Here is a 17,899-nt window from a genome sequence, read left to right on the forward strand (position 1 = left end):
GGATCCGGTAGCAGCTACCGGATCCGTGGCCCAGCCGGTTTTACAAACAAGATTAGGCGCTGGCCTCGTTCAGGGCTTGTACATCGTTGGGGGGGAGCTGCAGCTCGGTGGCTTTGAGCAGTTCGGTTACCTGCTCGGGGCTGGTGGCGCTGGCAATGGGCGCTGTAAGGCCGGGTTGAGCAAGTATCCAGGCCAAGGCTACCTGGGCGGGCGTGGCCTGCTGGCGGGCTGCCACGGCATCCAGGGCGCCGAGGATGCGCAGGCCTTTCTCGTTTAAATATTTCTGGCCTACCCCGCCCCCGCGGGCGCTTTTCTGCAGGTCGGCCGCGGTGCGGTACTTGCCCGTGAGGAAGCCCGCCGCCAGCCCGTAGTACGGAATCACGCCAATGTTGTGCTCCTGCACCAGGGGTAGGAGCTGCTGCTCGAACTCGGCCCGGTCGTAGAGGTTGTAGAGCGGCTGCAGCGACTCGTAGCGCGGGAAACCCAGGCGGGCACTGGCTTCCACCGACTCCCGGAGGCGGGCCGCATCAAAGTTCGAGGCCCCAATGACGCGCACCTTGCCCTGCTGCACTAGTTGGGCGTAGGCCTCCAGCGTTTCTTCCACGGGCGTGGTGGGGTCGTCTTTGTGGGACTGGTAGAGGTCAATGTAGTCGGTTTGCATGCGGCGCAGGGAGCCTTCCACGGCGCGCAGGATGTAGTCTTTCTTGAGGCCCTTGTTTTCGGGGTTGACTTCCCAGCCAACTTTGGTGGCAAGTACCACGTCGTCGCGGCGGCCGCGCTGGCGCAGCCACTTGCCGATGATGGTTTCCGACTCGCCGCCCACGTGGCCCGGCACCCACACCGAGTAGCCGTCGGCGGTGTCAATGGCGTTGCCGCCCCCGGCCACAAAAGCGTCCAGAATCCGGAAGGAAGTAGCTTGGTCGGCGGTCCAGCCGAAGACGTTGCCGCCCAGCACGAGCGGGGCAATGTGCAGGCCGGAGCGGCCCAGTTCACGGTGTTGCATAACTTAGGTACGTAAGGAAAGGAAACGGTAAGGTAAACCGGCGGGGCGCCCGGAGGTTAGGACCCGGGCACGCCACCTCGTATTTTTCCCCGATGGCTACCAAACTCGATACCCTGGAAATTGTAGATGCTCCCAGCCGGGCGGCGTGGCGAGCGTGGCTGGCTGCTCATCATACCCGGCCGGTCGGTATCTGGCTGGTACTCTACAAGAAAGGTAGCGGCCCGCGCCGCCTCACCTACGCCGAGGCCGTGGAGGAAGCCCTGTGCTTCGGCTGGATTGACTCGCTGCCCCGCAAGGTCGATGACAGCCGATTTCACCTGTACTTTTCGCCCCGGAAAAAAGGCAGCGTGTGGTCGGCAGTCAATAAAAAGCGAATTGCGCAACTGGGCGCCGCCGGCTTGCTCATGCCGGCCGGACAGGCCAAAATAGCCGCCGCGCAACAAGACGGTAGCTGGACCGCCCTAGATGAAGTCGACGCCCTGCTGGTGCCGCCCGATCTGGCCGCGGCCCTCGCCGCTACCCCCGGCGCGGAACAGCGTTTTTCCCGTTTAGCTCCCAGTACCCGCAAGCAGCACTTGCAGCAGTTGGCTGCCGCACGCCGGCCCGAAACGCGGCAGCGACGCATTGCGCGCCTGGTAGACCAGCTTATTGCGCCGCAGCCACCCCGATAGATAAGGGGAAAGTGCGGCTGCCCGTGCGCTAGGCTGCGGGCACCTCCTATCTTCGCGGCTATGCTACGGACTTGCTACCTGCTGCTGAGCCTCAGTTGCGTGCTGCTACTTGGTGCTGCTCCCGCGCCCCGCGTTACGGAGCGCAACCTGCAGCGTCACTTCGACCAGTACGGGGTGCGCGGCTCGTTTCTGCTCTACGAAACTGCCACCGGCCGCTTTACCGCCTACCAGGAAAAGCGCTGCCGTCGGGGCTTCCTGCCGGCCTCTACCTTTAAAATCCCGAATACCCTTATTGGCCTGCAAACCGGCGCCCTGCCCGATACGGCTACCCTCTGCCGCTGGGACGGCGTGAAGCGCGACTTTCCGCAGTGGAACCAGGACATGCCCTATGCCCGTGCCTTGCGCGTTTCCTGCGTGCCCTGCTACCAGCAGTTGGCTCGTAAAGTGGGCGTGAAACCGTACCAGCAGTGGCTGCGGAAGCTGCACTACCCTGGTATCGTTGTCACGCCCGGCACCCTCGATACGTTTTGGCTGGATGGCAAGTCCCAGATCAGTCAGTTTGAGCAGGTAGATTTCCTGCGGCGTCTGCAGGCCGAAACCCTGCCGGTGGCCGTGCGCCACCAGCGGGCCGTCAAGCAGCTGCTGATCTTGCAGAAAACGCCCACGCACACGCTGTACGGCAAAACCGGCTGGCGTTTCTATTCCGCTACCAACCCCGACAATGGCTGGTTTGTGGGTTGGGTCGAGCGCGCCGATGGCCGCACGGCCATCTTCGCCCTCAACGTGGAACCCCAGCCCGGCCCCAAAGCCGATGAGCGGTTTCTAACCGGCCGCCGCGCCCTCACGGAAGCTATTTTGCGGGAAATGCAGTGGCTGTAGAAGAAAGAATGCCGTGCCACGTCAAGCAGTAGCGCTTCCGTAAATAACCGCGCAACAAAGCAGGGCTGGTCTGCCTTGCCTATACTAGCTTCTCGCCGATTCGAAAAGTAGCCCGCTGCGGCGCTACCTTACGTTTCTATGCGCTACTACCTGCTGATTTTCCTGTCGCTGCTTACCCGCCTGGCCGTGGCCCAAACGCCGCGGGCGGACCTGCTGATTCGTAACGGCCGCCTCTACGATGGCACCGGCAACGCCTGGGTGCTCGGCGACGTGGCGGTGCGGGCCGGCCGCATCGTGGCCGTAGGACGGCTGCCCGCCACTTACCCCGCCGATACCGTGCTTGACGCCCAGGGCCTGGCCGTAGCGCCGGGTTTCATCGACGTGCACACCCATATCGAGGACGACGAAGTACGCCAGCCTACGGCCGATAACTTTCTCTACGACGGCGTCACGACCGTGGTAACCGGCAATTGCGGCTCGTCCCGCCCTAACCTGGGCCGTTACTTCCGCACCCTCGACAGCCTGCATTTATCCGTGAATACGGCCTCCCTGATTGGTCACGGCACCGTGCGCAAAGCCGTGATGGGCCGGGCCCAGCGCCCGCCTACCCCGGGTGAGCTAAGCCAGATGGAAAGCCTGGTGGATCAGGCCATGCGGGCCGGCGCCGTGGGGTTGTCGTCGGGGCTGATTTACGTGCCGGGCACCTACTCCCGCACGCCTGAGCTGATACAGTTAGCGAGGGCAGCGGCCCGCTACCGCGGCCTCTATGCCACCCACATGCGCAACGAAAGCGACAGTGTGCTGCTGGCCATGCAGGAAGCCTTGCGAGTAGGCCGGGAGGCCGGGCTGCCGCTCCAGATTTCCCACCTCAAACTGGGTGGCCAGCAGAACTGGGGCCGCACCGCCGAAATGTTGGCTTTGCTCGACCAAGCCCGCCACAATGGTCAGCAGGTCACCATCGACCAGTACCCGTACACGGCCAGCTCCACCTCCTTGAGCACCCTGCTACCCGATGCCGTGCAGGCCGACGGCCGCGACTCTCTGCGCCAGCGCCTGGCCCGTCCGGCCGTGCGCCGGGCCGTGGAAGCCAGCATGCTCGAGCGACTACGGGCGCGCAAAATGAAGCACTTCAGCTACGCCGTGGTGGCCAGCTTCCCGCCCGATACCAGCTACCAGGGCCAGAGTATCGAAGAAATAAACCGTCGCCGGGGGCGCCCGCACAAGGCCCGCGCCGAGGCCGCCACTATTCTGGAGCTGGTGCTCCAGTATGATGCGGGCATGGTGTTTCACGGCATGAGCGAAACCGACGTGCAACGCATCCTGCGCTACCCCCAGAACATGGTAGCTTCCGACGCCAGCATCCGGGTGTGGCGGGAAGGTGCGCCCCACCCGCGCGGCTACGGTTCCAACGCCCGGGTACTGGGCCGCTACGTGCGTGAATTGCGCGTGATTACGCTGGAAGAAGCCATCCGTCGCATGACCAGTCTGCCGGCCCAAACCTTCGGCTTCCCGGACCGTGGCCTGCTGCGCCCCGGTTTCGCCGCCGATGTGGTCATCTTCGACCCCGCTACCGTGCAGGACCGCTCCACCTTTGCGCAACCCCACCAGTATTCCACCGGCATGAAGTACGTGCTGGTGAACGGCCGCCTCACTGTCCGCAATGGCCAGCACACCGGCCAGCGCGCCGGACAGGTGCTCTACGGGCCCGGCAAGCAGTAAGCTGCCAGCGTGGTTGCCTGGTGTATTTGCCACCTCGCTTTCTGCCCGTCGCCTCCCGAATTCTCCATTTACCGGCTTTTTACCTCTTCTCAAATCTCTCGATCTGCCGGCCCGTCTCTCACCTCATGGGCTTGTTCTAGGCGAATGCGGAGAGGATGCCAGGGCTTATTTCCTACTGTTTTTCCAGCACCCGCCAGCCCTGGGGCGGCAACACCAGTTCTTCGCCTGCCCGGAATATGAGCTGTTCGCCGCTGAACGCGTCCAGCCAGGTGCCGGCGGCCTCGGCGGGCAGTTGAAGCAGGCGAGGTTCGGGGCTGGTGTTAACGGCCGTGAGTACGGCCGCCAGCCCCTTGGCACGCAGAAAGCAGTACGTGTCGGCGGGGCCGGGGAGGCGCTGGAAGAGGCTGAGCGGGTCGCCGTTCCGCAGGGCAAAGTGGCGGCGCTTGAGTTGGAGCAGGCGGGTATAAAAATCCTGCAGGGGGTAGTCTTGCCAGTCGACGGGGTCTTTGTCGAAGAAGGCCAAGCGCTTGTTGAGGGCCGCTTCCTGCCCGGTGTACACCAGGGGCATGCCCGGCAGCAACACCGTAAGTACGGCAAAGGGGAGGGCCAGCGGGCCCAGGCGCTCATACTCGGTGCCGTCCCAGCTGTTTACATCATGGTTACTGGTGAAGTGCATCAGGTACACCGAGGGCGGGTATTTGGCCCGCTCGGCGGCCAGGTACTCGTCAATGTCGGCAAGCGGCTGCTTGCCCTCCGCAATGTGGTCGAGCAGGTAGTGCAGGCGCAGGCCAAAGGTCATGTTGAAGGCCTTTTCCAGCAGCTTGGTGTCGGAATTGAATTGCTCCCAGGTCAGGCCACCTGAGGGGTAAAGCTCGTCCCACTCGGCCAGCATAAACAAGGGCTTCACGGCGTCCAGCTCCCGCCGGGCCTCGTCCCAGAAGTCGGTGGGCACGAGCCCGGCCACGTCGCAGCGGTACCCGTCAATGCCGGCCTCGCGCACCCAGTACAGCAGGGCATCGGTCATGTAGCGGCGCAGGGCGGGGTGGGCATAGTCAAAGGCTACCACGTCGGTCCAGTCGGGGACGGGCGGCACCAGGTGGCCCTGGGCGTCGTGCTGGTACCACTCGGGGTGCTGCTGCACCAGCGGGTTGTCCCAGCTGGTGTGGTTGGCTACCCAATCGAGCAGCACGCGCAAACCCAGGTGGTGAGCCGTCTGCACGAGGTGGCGCAACTCGTCGAGGGTGCCAAACTCCGGGTTCACTCCCAAATAGTCGCGCACGGCGTACTGGCTGCCCAGCGTGCCCTTGCGCTCCACTTCCCCAATCGGGTGGATCGGCATCAGCCACACTATGCTCACGCCCATGGAAGCCAGCCGGGGCAAGTGGGCCTCAAAGGCCCGGAACGTGCCCTCCGGCGTAAATTGGCGCAGGTTGACTTCGTAGATGGTGGCGTTGGCGGCCCAGTCGGGGTGGCGCACCTGAAACAGGTGCGCATCGGGGTGGGAGAGGAGTTCAGACATAAGCGGCGGGGTAGGAGCTAGCCCGTTCAACGACAAGCCGCCGCCGTAGTTACGCGGCTTCTCGCGCGCGGTAGGCGGCGCGGCCGGCGAGGCATCTGCCGCCAGGGCACGCACAAGCCATGCATAGGTCATGCGCAGCCCGAGACTACAGGAAACTGTAATTGCTTTTGGCTGAGGCTATTCTGGCTGCTACGATAAAACTTGGCGGCTTAAAACCAGCTGGTGTCCGGGTTCGGGAGCTGCTCATACACCTGGTAGCTGTGCGGGGTCAGCAGCAGGCGGGAGCCCGAGCCCAGGCTGAGCACCTTGCCCGTGAACACCTCCCGGTACACGCCCGGACCCAACCCGCTCAGGAGCAACTCGTGGGGTTGCTGGCCCAGGTTCACGGCCGTCAGGACGCCTGCGGGGCCCTTGCGGCGCACGAAGGCGTAGGTGTCGGGGCTGGCCGTGGGGGCCATGCGCGTAAACTCGCTGCACGGGTCGCCGTTGCGCAGGGCGGGGTGGCGCTTCTTGAGCTGAAGCAAGGTGGTATAAAAGTCCTGCAAGGGGTAGTCCTGCCACGGAATTGTGTCCTTGTCGAAGAAGCGCAGCCGCTTTTTCAGGGCCGCTTCCTGGCCGCTATATACCATCGGGATGCCGGGCAGCAGGGCCGCTAGCACGGCCTGGGGCAGGGCATCCTTGCCCAGACGCTCATACTCCGTGCCGTCCCAGCTGTTGATGTCGTGGCTGGTGGTGAAGTACATGAGGTAGGCCGAGGCGGGGTAGCGGCTGCGCTCTACCTCCCGATACGCATCGAGGGCCGTGAGGGGCTGCTGGCGCCGACTGATGCTGTCGAGCAGGTAGCGCATGCGCAGGGCGTAGGTGGCATCGAAGGCCTGTTCCAGCATGCCGGTGTTGGGGTTGAACTCGCCTTTGTTGAGGAAGGGCGGGCTGTGCAGCTCGTCCCATTCGGCCAGCATAAACACGGGCTTCACCTTTTCCAGCATAGGGCGGGTCTGGTTCCAGAAACCCATGGGCACGAGGCCGGCCACGTCGCAGCGGAACCCATCGAAGCCCACGTCGCGCAGCCAGTACACCATGGTTTGCTGCATGTACTGGCGCAGCTCGGGCTTGCTGTAATCCAGGTCGATGACGTCCTGCCAGTCGGCCACGGGCGGTACCAACTGGCCCTGGGCATTGCGCGTAAACCACTCGGGGTGCTGTTGCAGCAGCTGGCTGTCCCAGCTGGTGTGGTTGGCCACCCAGTCCAGAATGACGTGCATGCCCAGCTGATGCGCCGTCCGGATCAGGTGGCGCAACTCGTCGAGGGAGCCAAACTCCGGGTTTACGGCCCGGTAGTCCCGGATGGAATACTGGCTGCCCAGCCTGCCTTTGCGGTTGAGCTGGCCGATGGGCTGCACCGGCATCAGCCACAGAATGCCCACGCCCATTTTCTGGAGGCGGGGCAGGTGGGCTTCAAAGGCCCGGAACGTGCCCTCGGGCGTGTACTGCCGGATATTAACCTCGTAAATACTGGCGGAATCGGCCCACCGGGGGTGGCGAACGGTGTACGCTTCGGGAGCCTCGGGGGCGCAGGTTATGGCGGGCTCCTGGCGGCAGGCGCCGAGCAGCAGCAAGCCAAGGAGCAGGGAAAGAAAAGCACGGGACATGGCGAAACTTACCGCTTTTCCCGCATTTGCCGGGGCAAGAACTAGTACGATAGATGCAGCCCGGCGTAAACTAAGCAGCGCAATCAGCAACGCAGGGCCAAGACTGGATCGGGTGAACAGTCAGGGCTTGTGAATTGCATTAGCCCGTTGTGCCGAGCGCCGCGAAGCATCTCGCGGGCCGACTTCTAAGTTACTACCCAACGATTCGAGCGAGATGCTTCGGCTACGCCTCTGCAGGACGACCATTTTCATTACTGACCAGTACCCTCAGAGGCTGTTTGAGTTAGCGCAGAAGGGCGCTGCCCCGTGCCGTTTAGTTGCTCAAGTAGCTTGAAACAGCTTCTTGGCGGGTTTTCGGCCGCCGGTGGCGGTACGTGATGCCGCCAAACCAGTACAGCATCAGGGTGCGGGAGTAGCGCAGGCTGAGCGGGGTCAGGAGCACGGCTACCACGGCTACGCTCGTCACGTACACCCACACGGCCGGGTCGTGGAACAGGAAGTACACCAGCAACCCCGTTATCAGCATAATGGCCGTGGAAAAGGCGTAGCTGATGAACATGGCACCCCAGTAAAAGCCCGGCTCCGGCTCGTAGGCCTGCCCGCACACGGGGCAGTGCTCGGGCATTTCGGCAAAGTGCACGGGGTTGAGCGCCGAGTGCGTAAACAAGGGACTTTCGTGGCAACGGGGGCAGCGCTGTTGCAGCATGGCCAGGGCCGTCGAATGTAGCTTCGTCATGATTTCTTAGCGGGTTGGTGAAATCGTATGACAAAGATAAAATGCCGCCTACGCGCCCGTAAGAGCTATTTCCGGGTTTGTCCGGTACAAATCAACGCGGGCCAACCGGGGTTTTGCTGCCTTCCGGCTCCTCTCGCTCCTCCCGAAACGCCTCGGGCGTAAGGCCGGCGTGCTTGCGGAAGTAGCGGCTGAAGTACGACGCATCATCGAAGCCCAGGGAGTCGGCTACCTGCGCAACGGTAGCGGGCGTGTGGCGCAGCAGGCGGCGGGCTTCCACCAGAACCCGCTCCTGAATCAGGGCGCTGGCGGTTTTGCCAAGGTGGCGCCGGCACAGGGCGTTGAGGTGGTTGGGCGACACGTGCAGCAAATCGGCGTAGAGCTGCACCTCGCGTTGGGTGCGGAAGTGCTGGTTGATAAGGGCCCCGAATTCGCGCAGCTGCTGTTGGGCGTGGCGGGGCTCTCCGGCCGCCGCGGGCGGGCCCGCGCCCGCGGGGTAGTGCCGGGCGGCCAGCTCTAGGCAAATGTGCAGGTAGGAGCGAAACACCTCGTCCTGCTCCGGGGCGGGGGCCAGGTGCTCCTGCCACATCCGCTCGAACAGCGGCAGCAGCTCGGTGTCGGCGGGGCCCAGCTGCAGCACCGGTGGGTGGGCGTGCTGGAAGAAGGGGTAGGCAAACAGCCGAGAGCCGGGGTAGCGAAACAGGTAGAAATCAGCCTCGAACAAGACTACGTAGCCCTGGGCATCCGGGGAAAGCTGCCAATGGTGAACCTGCCCGGGCGTCATGAAAAACAGGCTGCCCGGCCCCAGCTCGTAGCTGACTAAATCAATGGTGTGGGTGCCGTGGCCGCTGGTGACGTAGAGCAGCAGGTAAAAATCGTGGGCGTGGGGCTGGCTGACCCCGGGGAAGTTAGCCACGTGGCGGGCCAGCTGCTCCAGGTACCAGGGCCGGGGCCGTCCCTGCGGAAAGGACTCCAGGGTGAGAACGGGCAGGCCGGGCGGATTCATGGGAGCGGGGTAGGGTAGGAAAGTCAAGGACGGAAGCTACAACATGCCCGGCGGTTAGTCGCCGAAGTTACGCAGGCGTTTCTTGCTGAGTTCGTAGCTGATGATGGCCGGAACGTAGAAGGTCACGTCGGCCGCGAACTTGGCCAGCAGCACCCCGCCCACCCGGCTGCCGGTCCAGCGCGGCAGCCAGTACAGCAGGGCCGGCCGAATCAGCAGGCTGTCCAGCACCTCGGCCGGACCAAATTCCACTACCAGGGCCCGCACGTTGCGCCCGAACGTGTGCCTGGTGTAGGGGCGGCCCTGGGCCCGCAGGCTACGGCGGGCCAGGAGCATATCCTGCCCCAGCAGCCAGCCAAAGTAGGCCACATTGCCGGCCCAGGTGCCCGCCAGCGCCGCCCGCAACTCCTGCCCCGGGGCTAGGTACCACACCAGGCCCGCCCCAGCCAGGGTGGCCCCTACGGATAGCACCTCGGCCAGCAGGTAACGGCGCAGCCACTCGCGGATTTTCTGTCTCATAGGCGGCCACCGGAACCCGCTAACGCAAGGAGCCCCGGGGGTTCTGCCAAAAATAGCTTGCCGGAGCAGATGAGCAGGCACGCAGACTGCCCTTCACCACAGAGCCAGACTTTTTTGGTCAGACTAACAGTCAAGCCAGGCTGTGTAGCCACTGTCTACAAAGGGTGCTTTCAACGCAAACAGACTGTACGGCGCAGACGCTAAATCAAGCCGTTTTCCTGATTAGGGCCCACGCGGCTGAGCTCAGGTGAACAGTCAGGAATGATGAAGTGAATCAGCCCGCGAGATGCTGCGGCTTCGGTTCGGCATAACGGCCTTCACCCCAACCGTTAACAGCTCCGATAGACACTGCCGCCGCTAAGAAGCAAATTGGTAAGCTGCCGGTCCGGAGGTACTACGGGAACTGGATAGGGCAAGTGAAGAGGTACTTGCGAAGCTTGTCGAGGAAAATAATAACGGCCTCAATAAAAAAAATTGAGCCTCGGAGGCTACAAGTTCATCCCAAATTGAAACCATAGGTAAAGTACAAAAAATGCAGGTGTTCTACGCCTGAGTTCAGGTGGTTTCATAATTGGACATAAGCATTGATGTATGTTTCAATCTGGGATACAATTCCAATTAATAGAATTTACTTTAAGCAATTGAATATTAAATAGTTATAGTGAATTAGTAATCTAATATTCCTTATAAGCGCTAGAAGTTCAACTTAATAAGTAATTGAACTTTATAAGGTAGATGGTAGTAAATTTGGTCTTGCTTGCGGGGGCGGGCTTGTCGTGGATGCCCTCAGATACACCTATTCATTTCTGCATGAAGACACCTTTACGCTACTGGGCCCCTTTAGGGCTCGTTTTGGGGGTAGGACTTTGGAATCAGGTGGCGGCCCAATGCGCGGCCACCACTACGCTCGCTTTTTCCAGTGACGCCGCCAGTGGGGAGTGGAAAGCCCGTACGCCCCAGGGGGTACCGGCCGGCTCCCCCCTTACTACAATTGGTAGTGAAGGCTACTACTCCGGGGCTACGGGTACCAGCGCAGTGCTGCGGACCCAGGCCGTTAACGGCGCCACCATGCTGGCTTGGTCAAATGACTACCCCGATAACTCGGCTGCCAGTGAGCGGTACTCTACCATCACCTTTACCTTTAACCGGCCCGTTGCCAACCTGACCATTCGGCTCCAGGACGTGGATATGGCCGCTGGCTTTACTGACCAGGTAACGGTTGCTGGCAGCAACAGCGGGGCACCCGTAACGCCTGTCCTCACGAAGCCATCCACCAGCTCAACCGCAATATCAGGCACTACGGCCACCGGTACCCAGAACGTGGACAATAACACGGGCGGTACCGTGACGGCCAGCTTTACTGGCAATATTACTCGCCTAACGCTGACCTACCGCAATACCACTAGCGGAACTCCTGACAACCACATGGTTGGCATTGAGCAGATTACTTGGTGCCGTACCGCGCCGGTAGCTGGCAACATAACCAATGCGGCTGCCTTGGCCAACTCCCTAGGCCAAACCGATATCGACTCGCCCACGGCCCAGGCCGAAGGCACCATTACGGGGTACACCGTAACGCAGCTGCCGCCGGCCAATGAAGGGGTGCTCTATTACAATGCGCCCGTTCTGCTCGGCATCCCCAACTACATTGCGCTGCCGGCCGGCACCACTATTTCGCCCGATCAGGCGGCTGGCCTGCGCTTCGACCCGGCCCCAACCTTTGCCGGCGGCACTTCTACGTTCCGGTACACCGCTACCGATAACGTCGGCCTGGTATCTGCTCCCGCCACCTTCAGCATCCCGATTCAGGCCATTGCTGGCCCGGCGGGCTGCTCGGCATCCTATTTTGACAACACGAACTCCTACGGCGGCCTGACCGCCGAATACTACGCGGGCTACTTCGCCGATAACCTGACGTTCTTTAGCAGCCGCACGCCCAGCCTGCGCCGCGTAGATGCCCAGGTGAACTTCCCGGAAACCAGCAGCTTCGGCAGCGACCTGACCGGCACGAATACTGCTACCGGCACCGCAGCCAATCCCGACCTGTTCAGTGCCCACCTGCGGGGTAGCATTTACGTGCCCGTTTCGGGTAGCTACACTTTCTATATTTCCTCTGACGATGCCGCTTACCTGTGGCTCGATGCGGCAGCCGTAGCTGCTACCCCCACCGCGGCCACGGCTACCGTTGATAACGGAACGGCCCACACCGTGCGCGAGCGGCAAGCTACCGTGACCCTCTCGGCGGGCCTGCACAACTTGCTGCTGATGTACGGCGACAACGATGGCGAGAATAGCCTGGTATTCTCCTACTCCAGCGCGATTCCGGGCGCTACCATCTCCAAGCAGCCAGTCCCGACCTCGGCTTTGTGCGCGGGCCCCAGCAACCTGCCGCCGGTAGCCAACAACGTCACGGCTACGCTACCCACCTTCGGCTACGCCCTGGCCCCGCTCAGCGGCACCGACTCGGATGGCAGCATTGCTAGCTACACTATTGAATCCCTGCCCGCTAACGGCCGCCTACAGCTCGGCAACGCGGCCGTAACGGTTGGCCAGGTAATTTTGGCGGCTAATGCTGGTAACCTGACTTTCGTGCCGAACGCGGGCTTTGTGGGTACGACCACCTTTACGTACACGGCTACCGACAACGCCGGGCTGCGCTCCAACCTGGCCGCCACCTACACCGTGAATGCCCCGAACCGTCCGCCCGTGGTGGCCGGCGACTCCCGCGACGTACCCCTGAACACGGCCGTGAACGGCAACGTGGTGCTGAACGACTACGACCAGGAGCAGAACGGCTTCACCGTGACGCTGGCCACCGCGCCCACCCACGGCACGCTCGTGCTTAACGCAAACGGTACCTACACTTACACGCCCGTTACCGGCTACACTGGCCCCGACAGCTTCACCTACACCGCCTGCGACAACGCCGCCACGCCCTTGTGCTCGGGCAGCGCCACGGTAAGCCTGCGCGTATTCAGCACGAACACGGCCTGCACTTCCGCCACAGGCTCCAACCTGCTGGCTAACCCAGCCTTCACTAGCGGCAACACTGGCTTCGCAACCAACTACAGCTACGTGGCCTCAGCCTACACTGCGGGCAACACCAGCACCGGTATTTACCCCGAGGGCACCTACACGGTGGGCACCAACGCCAGCACCTACCACCCCAACTTCCAGGGAACCGGTCACACGGGCGGCACTACGGATAACTTCCTGATGGTAAACGGCGCCGCTTCCATCCGGACGCTCTACGCCCAGACCGTAACCGTGCAGCCCAACCGCTACTACACCTTCTCGGCCTTCTTCAACAACCTGCTGGCTCCCAACAGCGGCCAGGGCATTCCGGAGCTGGGCTTCGTTATCAATGGTGAGTCCGTGTCGGGTACGATTCAGCTGAACGAGTCGCCCGACCAGTGGGTGCAGTTCTCCGACGTGTGGTACTCGGGCAACAACACCTCGGCCACCTTCGAGATTCGCAACGTGAGCACTGCCACCGGCGGCAACGACCTGGGCGTGGACGACGTGTACTTCGGCTCCTGTAACCTGGCCCCCACGGCCGTAGCCGACGTGGCTTCTACTACCGCGGGCGCCAGCACCCGCCTGAACGTGCTGACCAACGACATCGACCCCGAGAATTCGTTTAACGTGGCTACCGTTGACCTGAACCCGGGCCTGGCCAACCGCCAGCTCAGCGTGACTACCGCCGAGGGCACCTTCACGGTGGACAACAGTGGGGTAGTAACCTTCGCGCCGGTAGCGGGCTTCGTGGGTACGGCCACGGCTCCTTACACCGTGCAGGACGCGGCCGGGGCGCCCACCAACCAAGCCAATATTGTGGTGATGGTGCAGCAGCCTACGGCTGATGTGGTGGTAGCCCTGACCGCGCCGGCCAACAACACTACCGCTCCGGCTGGGCAGCCGATTACCTTCACGGTGCAGGCTACCAACAACGGCTCGGTTACGGCCAGCAACGTGGCGCCTACCCTGCAACTGCCCGCCAGCCTTCTCGGCCCCGGCCCGAACGGCGCCCTTACGTTTAGCAATGGCGGCACCTACAACAGCAGCACCGGCCTGGTAACTTTCCCGGCCGCCAGCATTGCAGGCGGTGCCAACGCACTTTACAGCGTCACCTTCCTGGTGCCCGGCTCCGGCCCCTTCGTGGGCACGGCCAGCGCCACTTCCGCCACGGTGGCTGACCTGACTACCGGCAACAACACGGCCAGCGCCACGGTGAACGTAACGCCCGCCTTCGACCTGACGACTACTCTGCAGGCGCCCGCCAACGCGGCGGTGGGGACTACCCTCACGTACACGGTCGTAACCCGCAACAACGGCCCCTCCCTGGCAACCGACGTGGTGGAAACCGTGTCGTTGCCCGGCAACCTGACGGGCCTGTTCGTGTCGGGCAACGGCAGCTACGCCTACAACGCGGCCACGAACTCAACGGACGTTACCTTCCCCGTCATCAGCGCCCTGCCCGCCGGCCAGACGGTGAGCAACACCATCAGTTTGCCGGCTCCGGCTACGGTGGGCACGTTCACGGCTACGGCCAGCGTGAAAGCCAACGGCGAGACGGTACCCGGCAACAACTCCCTCACGACCTCTACAACCCTGGTAGCCAACCCCGACGCTCCGGCTAACGTCTACACTTCCCTGGCCCTGACCAGCAACGGCACAGCCGTTAGCGCGGCCGCTCCCGGCGCTCCGCTGACCCTGACGGCAATAGTAACCAACGCCGGCCCCGGCACGGCGGCGGGCGTAGTGCAGGAGCTTACCGTTCCGGCCGACCTGCCGGCCAGTGCCCTTACCATTTCCGGCAACGGCACCTACAATGCCAGCACCGGCGTGGTGGCCTGGCCCGCTACCAGCCTGGTAAGTGGCACCAAGCAAACCTTTACCGTGCAGCTGAATACGCCGGCCTACGGCCCGGTGCTCTTCAACTCCCACGTAAGCACGACCACCACCGACCCGGTTCCCGCCGACAACGTGACGGCCCTCATGCTCACGGTTCGGCCGGCGGCGGATGTGGTAACCACCCTGGTAGGCCCCACGGCCGTGACGGCTGGCCAGCGTGTGACCTACACCCTGACGACGACCAACAATGGCTCCGTGGCGGCCGCCAACGTGCAGCAGTTCCTGCGCCTGCCCCCGGCTGTTGCCAACCTGACCTACTCCAGCAACCTGCCGGCCGGCACCACCGGCACCGTGGATGTGCAGCCCAACCAGGCCCTGCTGGCCTATCCGGTTATCAGCAGCCTGGCCCCCGGCCAGACGGTAACCAACACGGTATCATTTGATGCCCCGACGGGTTCGTTCACTAACACGGCCTTCGTAACCAGCACTACTCCCGACAACGCCACGGCCACTAACACCAGCACCCTGGCCGTGACGGCCAGCCGCGCCTCCGATGTGGTAGCCACCATTTCGGGTCCGGATGTGGTAGTGAACGGCACGCCGGTTGTCCTGACGGTGCGCACCCTGAACACCGGCACTTCGCCGGCCGCCGGGGTAACCACCACGGTGCAGCTGCCCGTAGGCCTGACGGACGTAACCGTGCGCAACGCCGCCGGCACCCCCATCAGCGGTGCTTACAACGCCACCACGGGCCGCGTAACCTTCCCCGCCCAGACGGAGGTAGTAGCTGGCCTGGCCGGTTCCGTAACGAACACCATTACCTTCAATGCCCCCGACGTGGCCGCCATCAGCGCCACGGCCATTGCCACCGCCAGCACGGCAACCAACGACGTGAACGGCAGCAACAACGCCACCACGTTCACGACCAGCGTACTGCGGCCCACCCTGACGGCGGCCGATGTGGTAATGGGGCTCAGCGTAAGCGCAACCAGCCAGACGGCCGGTCAGCCGGTAGTCTTCACGGTAACGGCGACCAACAACGGCACGGCCCCGGCTACCAACGTAGTGCAGCGCGTGGCCCTGCCCGCCGGCCTCGACCCGGCCAGCCTGAGCATCACCAACGGCGGCACCTACGACCCGGCCTCGGGCCAGGTGACCTTCCCGGCCCTGACCCTGCAAGCCAGCGGCACGGCCGGTAACGCGCAAACCAGCACCATCACGGTGGTAACGCCGGGCGTGGGCCCCCTGACGGGCGTAGCCAGCGTAAGCTCGGCCTTCAGCGACGGTACCCCGACCAACAACACGGCCGTGGCCAGCGTGGCGGTGAACTCGCTCAGCAACGTACGCGCCATTGTGCGCGGCCCCAGCGCCCAGACCTCGGCCCAGGCCGGCACGGTTCTGCCCAGTCAGCCGGCTACCTACCTGGTACGGGTGCTGAATGACGGGCCTTCGGCGGCTACCGGCGTAAGCATTTCGGCGCAGATTCCGGCCAACCTGAACCCGGCCGATGTGGTGATTACGGGCGGCGGCACCTACGCTCCCGGCACGGGCACGGTCACGTTCCCGGCCGTGGGCACCCTGGCCGCTGGTCAGGCCGCTTCGGTAGGCTACACCATCACCTTCCCGGTGCCGGCTACCGCTGCCTCGTTCCCGGTATCGGCCACGGTAGGCGCGTCCTCGGCGCAAACCACTACCGCCGACGACACCCAGACCTACACGACTACCCTGGCCAACCAGGTAGCCGTGGCCAACCAAGTGGTAAACAACCTGACGGCTCCCGACGGCAACACCGCCGCAGTGGCCCTGGCGTTGTCGCCGCTCAGCGCTTCCGATGCTGATGGCTCCATCACGGGCTACGCCATTACTTCCCTGCCCGATGCGGGCACCCAAGGCACGCTGTTCTACGCCGCCGACGGAACCAACTTCGCGCCGGTAACCCTGAGCAACGGCCGCTTCCCGCTACCGGCTACCGCGGCCGGCAACCTGCGCTTCGACCCGGTAAGCTCCTTCGTGGGCAATGCTTACTTTACCTTTACGGCCCTTGATAACAGCAACGCCGAGTCGGCGCCGGTGCTCTACACCATTCCCGTAGGCCAGGATAACACAACGGTTTACACGGCGGCTACTGTAAAAGGCGGCAGCAATGGAGCCTACCAGAACGGCGACGTAATTACGAGTGCCTTCGATGCCAACGGCGGCGAGTACAGCTTCAGCTCGGTTACTAACCTGAACACGGTAACTGACACCGGCATCCGAACGGCTACCACCGATGCCGCCGGCACGGCCCAGCTTGCTAGCCTTGGCCTGACGCTGGACGCGGCCACGGGCCGCGTAACGGTTGCCAACCGCACCCTACTGCGCACCGGCAGCTACAACCTGACCGTAACCACCACCGACGAGTTTGGGGGCACGAGCAGCCAGCTGGTGGCCTTCAGCATTGGCGGGGCCCCGCTGCCCGTGCAGCTGATAAGCTTCACGGCCCAGGGTCAGGGCGCTAATGCCCTGCTGAACTGGGCTACGGCTCAGGAGCTGAACAACGCCCGTTTCGAGGTGGAGCGCTCCGTAGATGGCAAAACCTTCGAGAAAATCGGGCAGGTAGCCGGTCACGGCACCACCTCCGCAGCCCAGCAGTACCGCTTCCAGGATGCCGGCGCCAGCCGCCACGGGGCAGTCGTGTACTACCGCCTCAAGCAAGTAGACACGGATGGCCAAGCCCACCTGACGGAAGTGCAGCTCGTGCGCTTCGTGCTAAGCGCCGAGCCGGAGCTGGTACTGTTTCCCAACCCCGCTACCGATGTGCTGCACGTGCGTCTGTCGGCCAAAGCCAGCCAGGCCACCATCACGGTGTACAGCGCCACCGGCGCCCAGGTACTGCAAACCCAGCTGGATGCGGCCCTGAGCACCACGCTTCCGGTAAGCAACCTGCCGGCCGGTACCTACCTCGTGAAAGTGCAGACCCCGAACGGCATTCCCCTGGTACGTCGCTTCGTGAAAGAATAGGGTAGCTTCCTGTAAGGCCTAAAAAAGCCGCGGCCCAGAGGGCCGCGGCTTTTTTTCTGTGCTCTACTACGGTGTAGAAGGTACGCACAAGGAGCAGTTCTTAGCCAGCTTGTTGTCAAGGCAAAAGCCGTGTCATCCTGAGCTGAGCCTGAGCCAAGGGCCTCTACTGTTTCTATGGGGTAGTAGATTCAGTTTGTCAGGCTCCCCCTCTCCCGCGGAGAGGGGGCCGGGGGGTGAGGCGCCTTCCAGAACGATGCCGCAGAAAACCGACACCGAGGAAGCAGGAAGTTTTTTTTGCGCGCTCTAAGCTACTTGAAAGACTAGGGGTGCCAGCTGCCGAATGGGCATGA

Annotated in this window: 10 protein-coding genes; 4 read left to right on the forward strand and 6 right to left on the reverse strand. The window is 63.3% G+C overall.

Annotated elements, in window-relative coordinates:
• Positions 1–52: 52 nt before the first annotated feature.
• Entirely contained in the window at positions 53–1,003 is a 951-nt protein-coding gene (locus IEW18_RS17775; protein WP_188559220.1) for an aldo/keto reductase, read from the reverse strand.
• 92 nt (positions 1,004–1,095) lie between these two features.
• Between IEW18_RS17775 and IEW18_RS17780 the strand changes: the two genes are divergently transcribed.
• From IEW18_RS17780 to IEW18_RS17790, 3 genes are all read left to right on the forward strand, one after another.
• A complete protein-coding gene (locus IEW18_RS17780) occupies positions 1,096–1,674 on the forward strand; it encodes a YdeI/OmpD-associated family protein (RefSeq protein WP_188559221.1) in 579 nt (192 codons plus the stop codon).
• Positions 1,675–1,734: 60 nt separating this feature from the next.
• Positions 1,735–2,553, forward strand: a complete 819-nt coding sequence (locus tag IEW18_RS17785; protein WP_188559222.1) for a penicillin-binding transpeptidase domain-containing protein — start codon at positions 1,735–1,737, stop codon at positions 2,551–2,553.
• A 138-nt stretch (positions 2,554–2,691) separates the two neighbouring features.
• Positions 2,692–4,272: an N-acyl-D-amino-acid deacylase family protein gene (locus IEW18_RS17790; protein ID WP_188559223.1), complete on the forward strand. Its 1,581-nt coding sequence runs from the start codon at positions 2,692–2,694 to the stop codon at positions 4,270–4,272.
• 172 nt (positions 4,273–4,444) lie between these two features.
• On the opposite strand, the gene IEW18_RS17795 is transcribed toward IEW18_RS17790, so the two are convergent.
• From IEW18_RS17795 to IEW18_RS17815, 5 genes are all read right to left on the reverse strand, one after another.
• Positions 4,445–5,791: an alpha-amylase family glycosyl hydrolase gene (locus IEW18_RS17795; RefSeq protein ID WP_188559224.1), complete on the reverse strand. Its 1,347-nt coding sequence runs from the start codon at positions 5,789–5,791 to the stop codon at positions 4,445–4,447.
• Positions 5,792–6,000: 209 nt separating this feature from the next.
• The gene (locus IEW18_RS17800; protein WP_188559225.1) at positions 6,001–7,440 is read right to left on the reverse strand and encodes an alpha-amylase family glycosyl hydrolase; all 1,440 of its coding nucleotides are present in this window, start codon (positions 7,438–7,440) and stop codon (positions 6,001–6,003) included.
• Between the two features lie 313 nt (positions 7,441–7,753).
• Positions 7,754–8,176: a DUF983 domain-containing protein gene (locus tag IEW18_RS17805; protein WP_229728825.1), complete on the reverse strand. Its 423-nt coding sequence runs from the start codon at positions 8,174–8,176 to the stop codon at positions 7,754–7,756.
• Positions 8,177–8,267: 91 nt separating this feature from the next.
• Positions 8,268–9,179 (reverse strand): helix-turn-helix transcriptional regulator, encoded by a 912-nt coding sequence (locus IEW18_RS17810; protein WP_188559226.1) that lies wholly within the window; start codon positions 9,177–9,179, stop codon positions 8,268–8,270.
• Between the two features lie 54 nt (positions 9,180–9,233).
• Positions 9,234–9,695 (reverse strand): hypothetical protein, encoded by a 462-nt coding sequence (locus tag IEW18_RS17815; protein ID WP_188559227.1) that lies wholly within the window; start codon positions 9,693–9,695, stop codon positions 9,234–9,236.
• Positions 9,696–10,505: 810 nt separating this feature from the next.
• Between IEW18_RS17815 and IEW18_RS17820 the strand changes: the two genes are divergently transcribed.
• Positions 10,506–17,549: a cadherin-like domain-containing protein gene (locus tag IEW18_RS17820; protein WP_188559228.1), complete on the forward strand. Its 7,044-nt coding sequence runs from the start codon at positions 10,506–10,508 to the stop codon at positions 17,547–17,549.
• Positions 17,550–17,899: the final 350 nt, after the last annotated feature.

It is taken from the genome of Hymenobacter glacieicola (assembly GCF_014640315.1).
GTDB lineage: Bacteria > Bacteroidota > Bacteroidia > Cytophagales > Hymenobacteraceae > Hymenobacter > Hymenobacter glacieicola.

Bases quoted from the DNA above. Each gene is read 5' to 3' on its own strand.
- IEW18_RS17790 (WP_188559223.1), top strand. From the start codon at position 2,692: ATGCGCTACTACCTGCTGATTTTCCTGTCGCTGCTTACCCGCCTGGCC.
- IEW18_RS17800 (WP_188559225.1), bottom strand. From the start codon at position 7,440: ATGTCCCGTGCTTTTCTTTCCCTGCTCCTTGGCTTGCTGCTGCTCGGC.
- IEW18_RS17820 (WP_188559228.1), top strand. From the start codon at position 10,506: ATGAAGACACCTTTACGCTACTGGGCCCCTTTAGGGCTCGTTTTGGGG.
- IEW18_RS17785 (WP_188559222.1), top strand. From the start codon at position 1,735: ATGCTACGGACTTGCTACCTGCTGCTGAGCCTCAGTTGCGTGCTGCTA.
- IEW18_RS17795 (WP_188559224.1), bottom strand. From the start codon at position 5,791: ATGTCTGAACTCCTCTCCCACCCCGATGCGCACCTGTTTCAGGTGCGC.
- IEW18_RS17810 (WP_188559226.1), bottom strand. From the start codon at position 9,179: ATGAATCCGCCCGGCCTGCCCGTTCTCACCCTGGAGTCCTTTCCGCAG.
- IEW18_RS17775 (WP_188559220.1), bottom strand. From the start codon at position 1,003: ATGCAACACCGTGAACTGGGCCGCTCCGGCCTGCACATTGCCCCGCTC.
- IEW18_RS17780 (WP_188559221.1), top strand. From the start codon at position 1,096: ATGGCTACCAAACTCGATACCCTGGAAATTGTAGATGCTCCCAGCCGG.
- IEW18_RS17805 (WP_229728825.1), bottom strand. From the start codon at position 8,176: ATGACGAAGCTACATTCGACGGCCCTGGCCATGCTGCAACAGCGCTGC.
- IEW18_RS17815 (WP_188559227.1), bottom strand. From the start codon at position 9,695: ATGAGACAGAAAATCCGCGAGTGGCTGCGCCGTTACCTGCTGGCCGAG.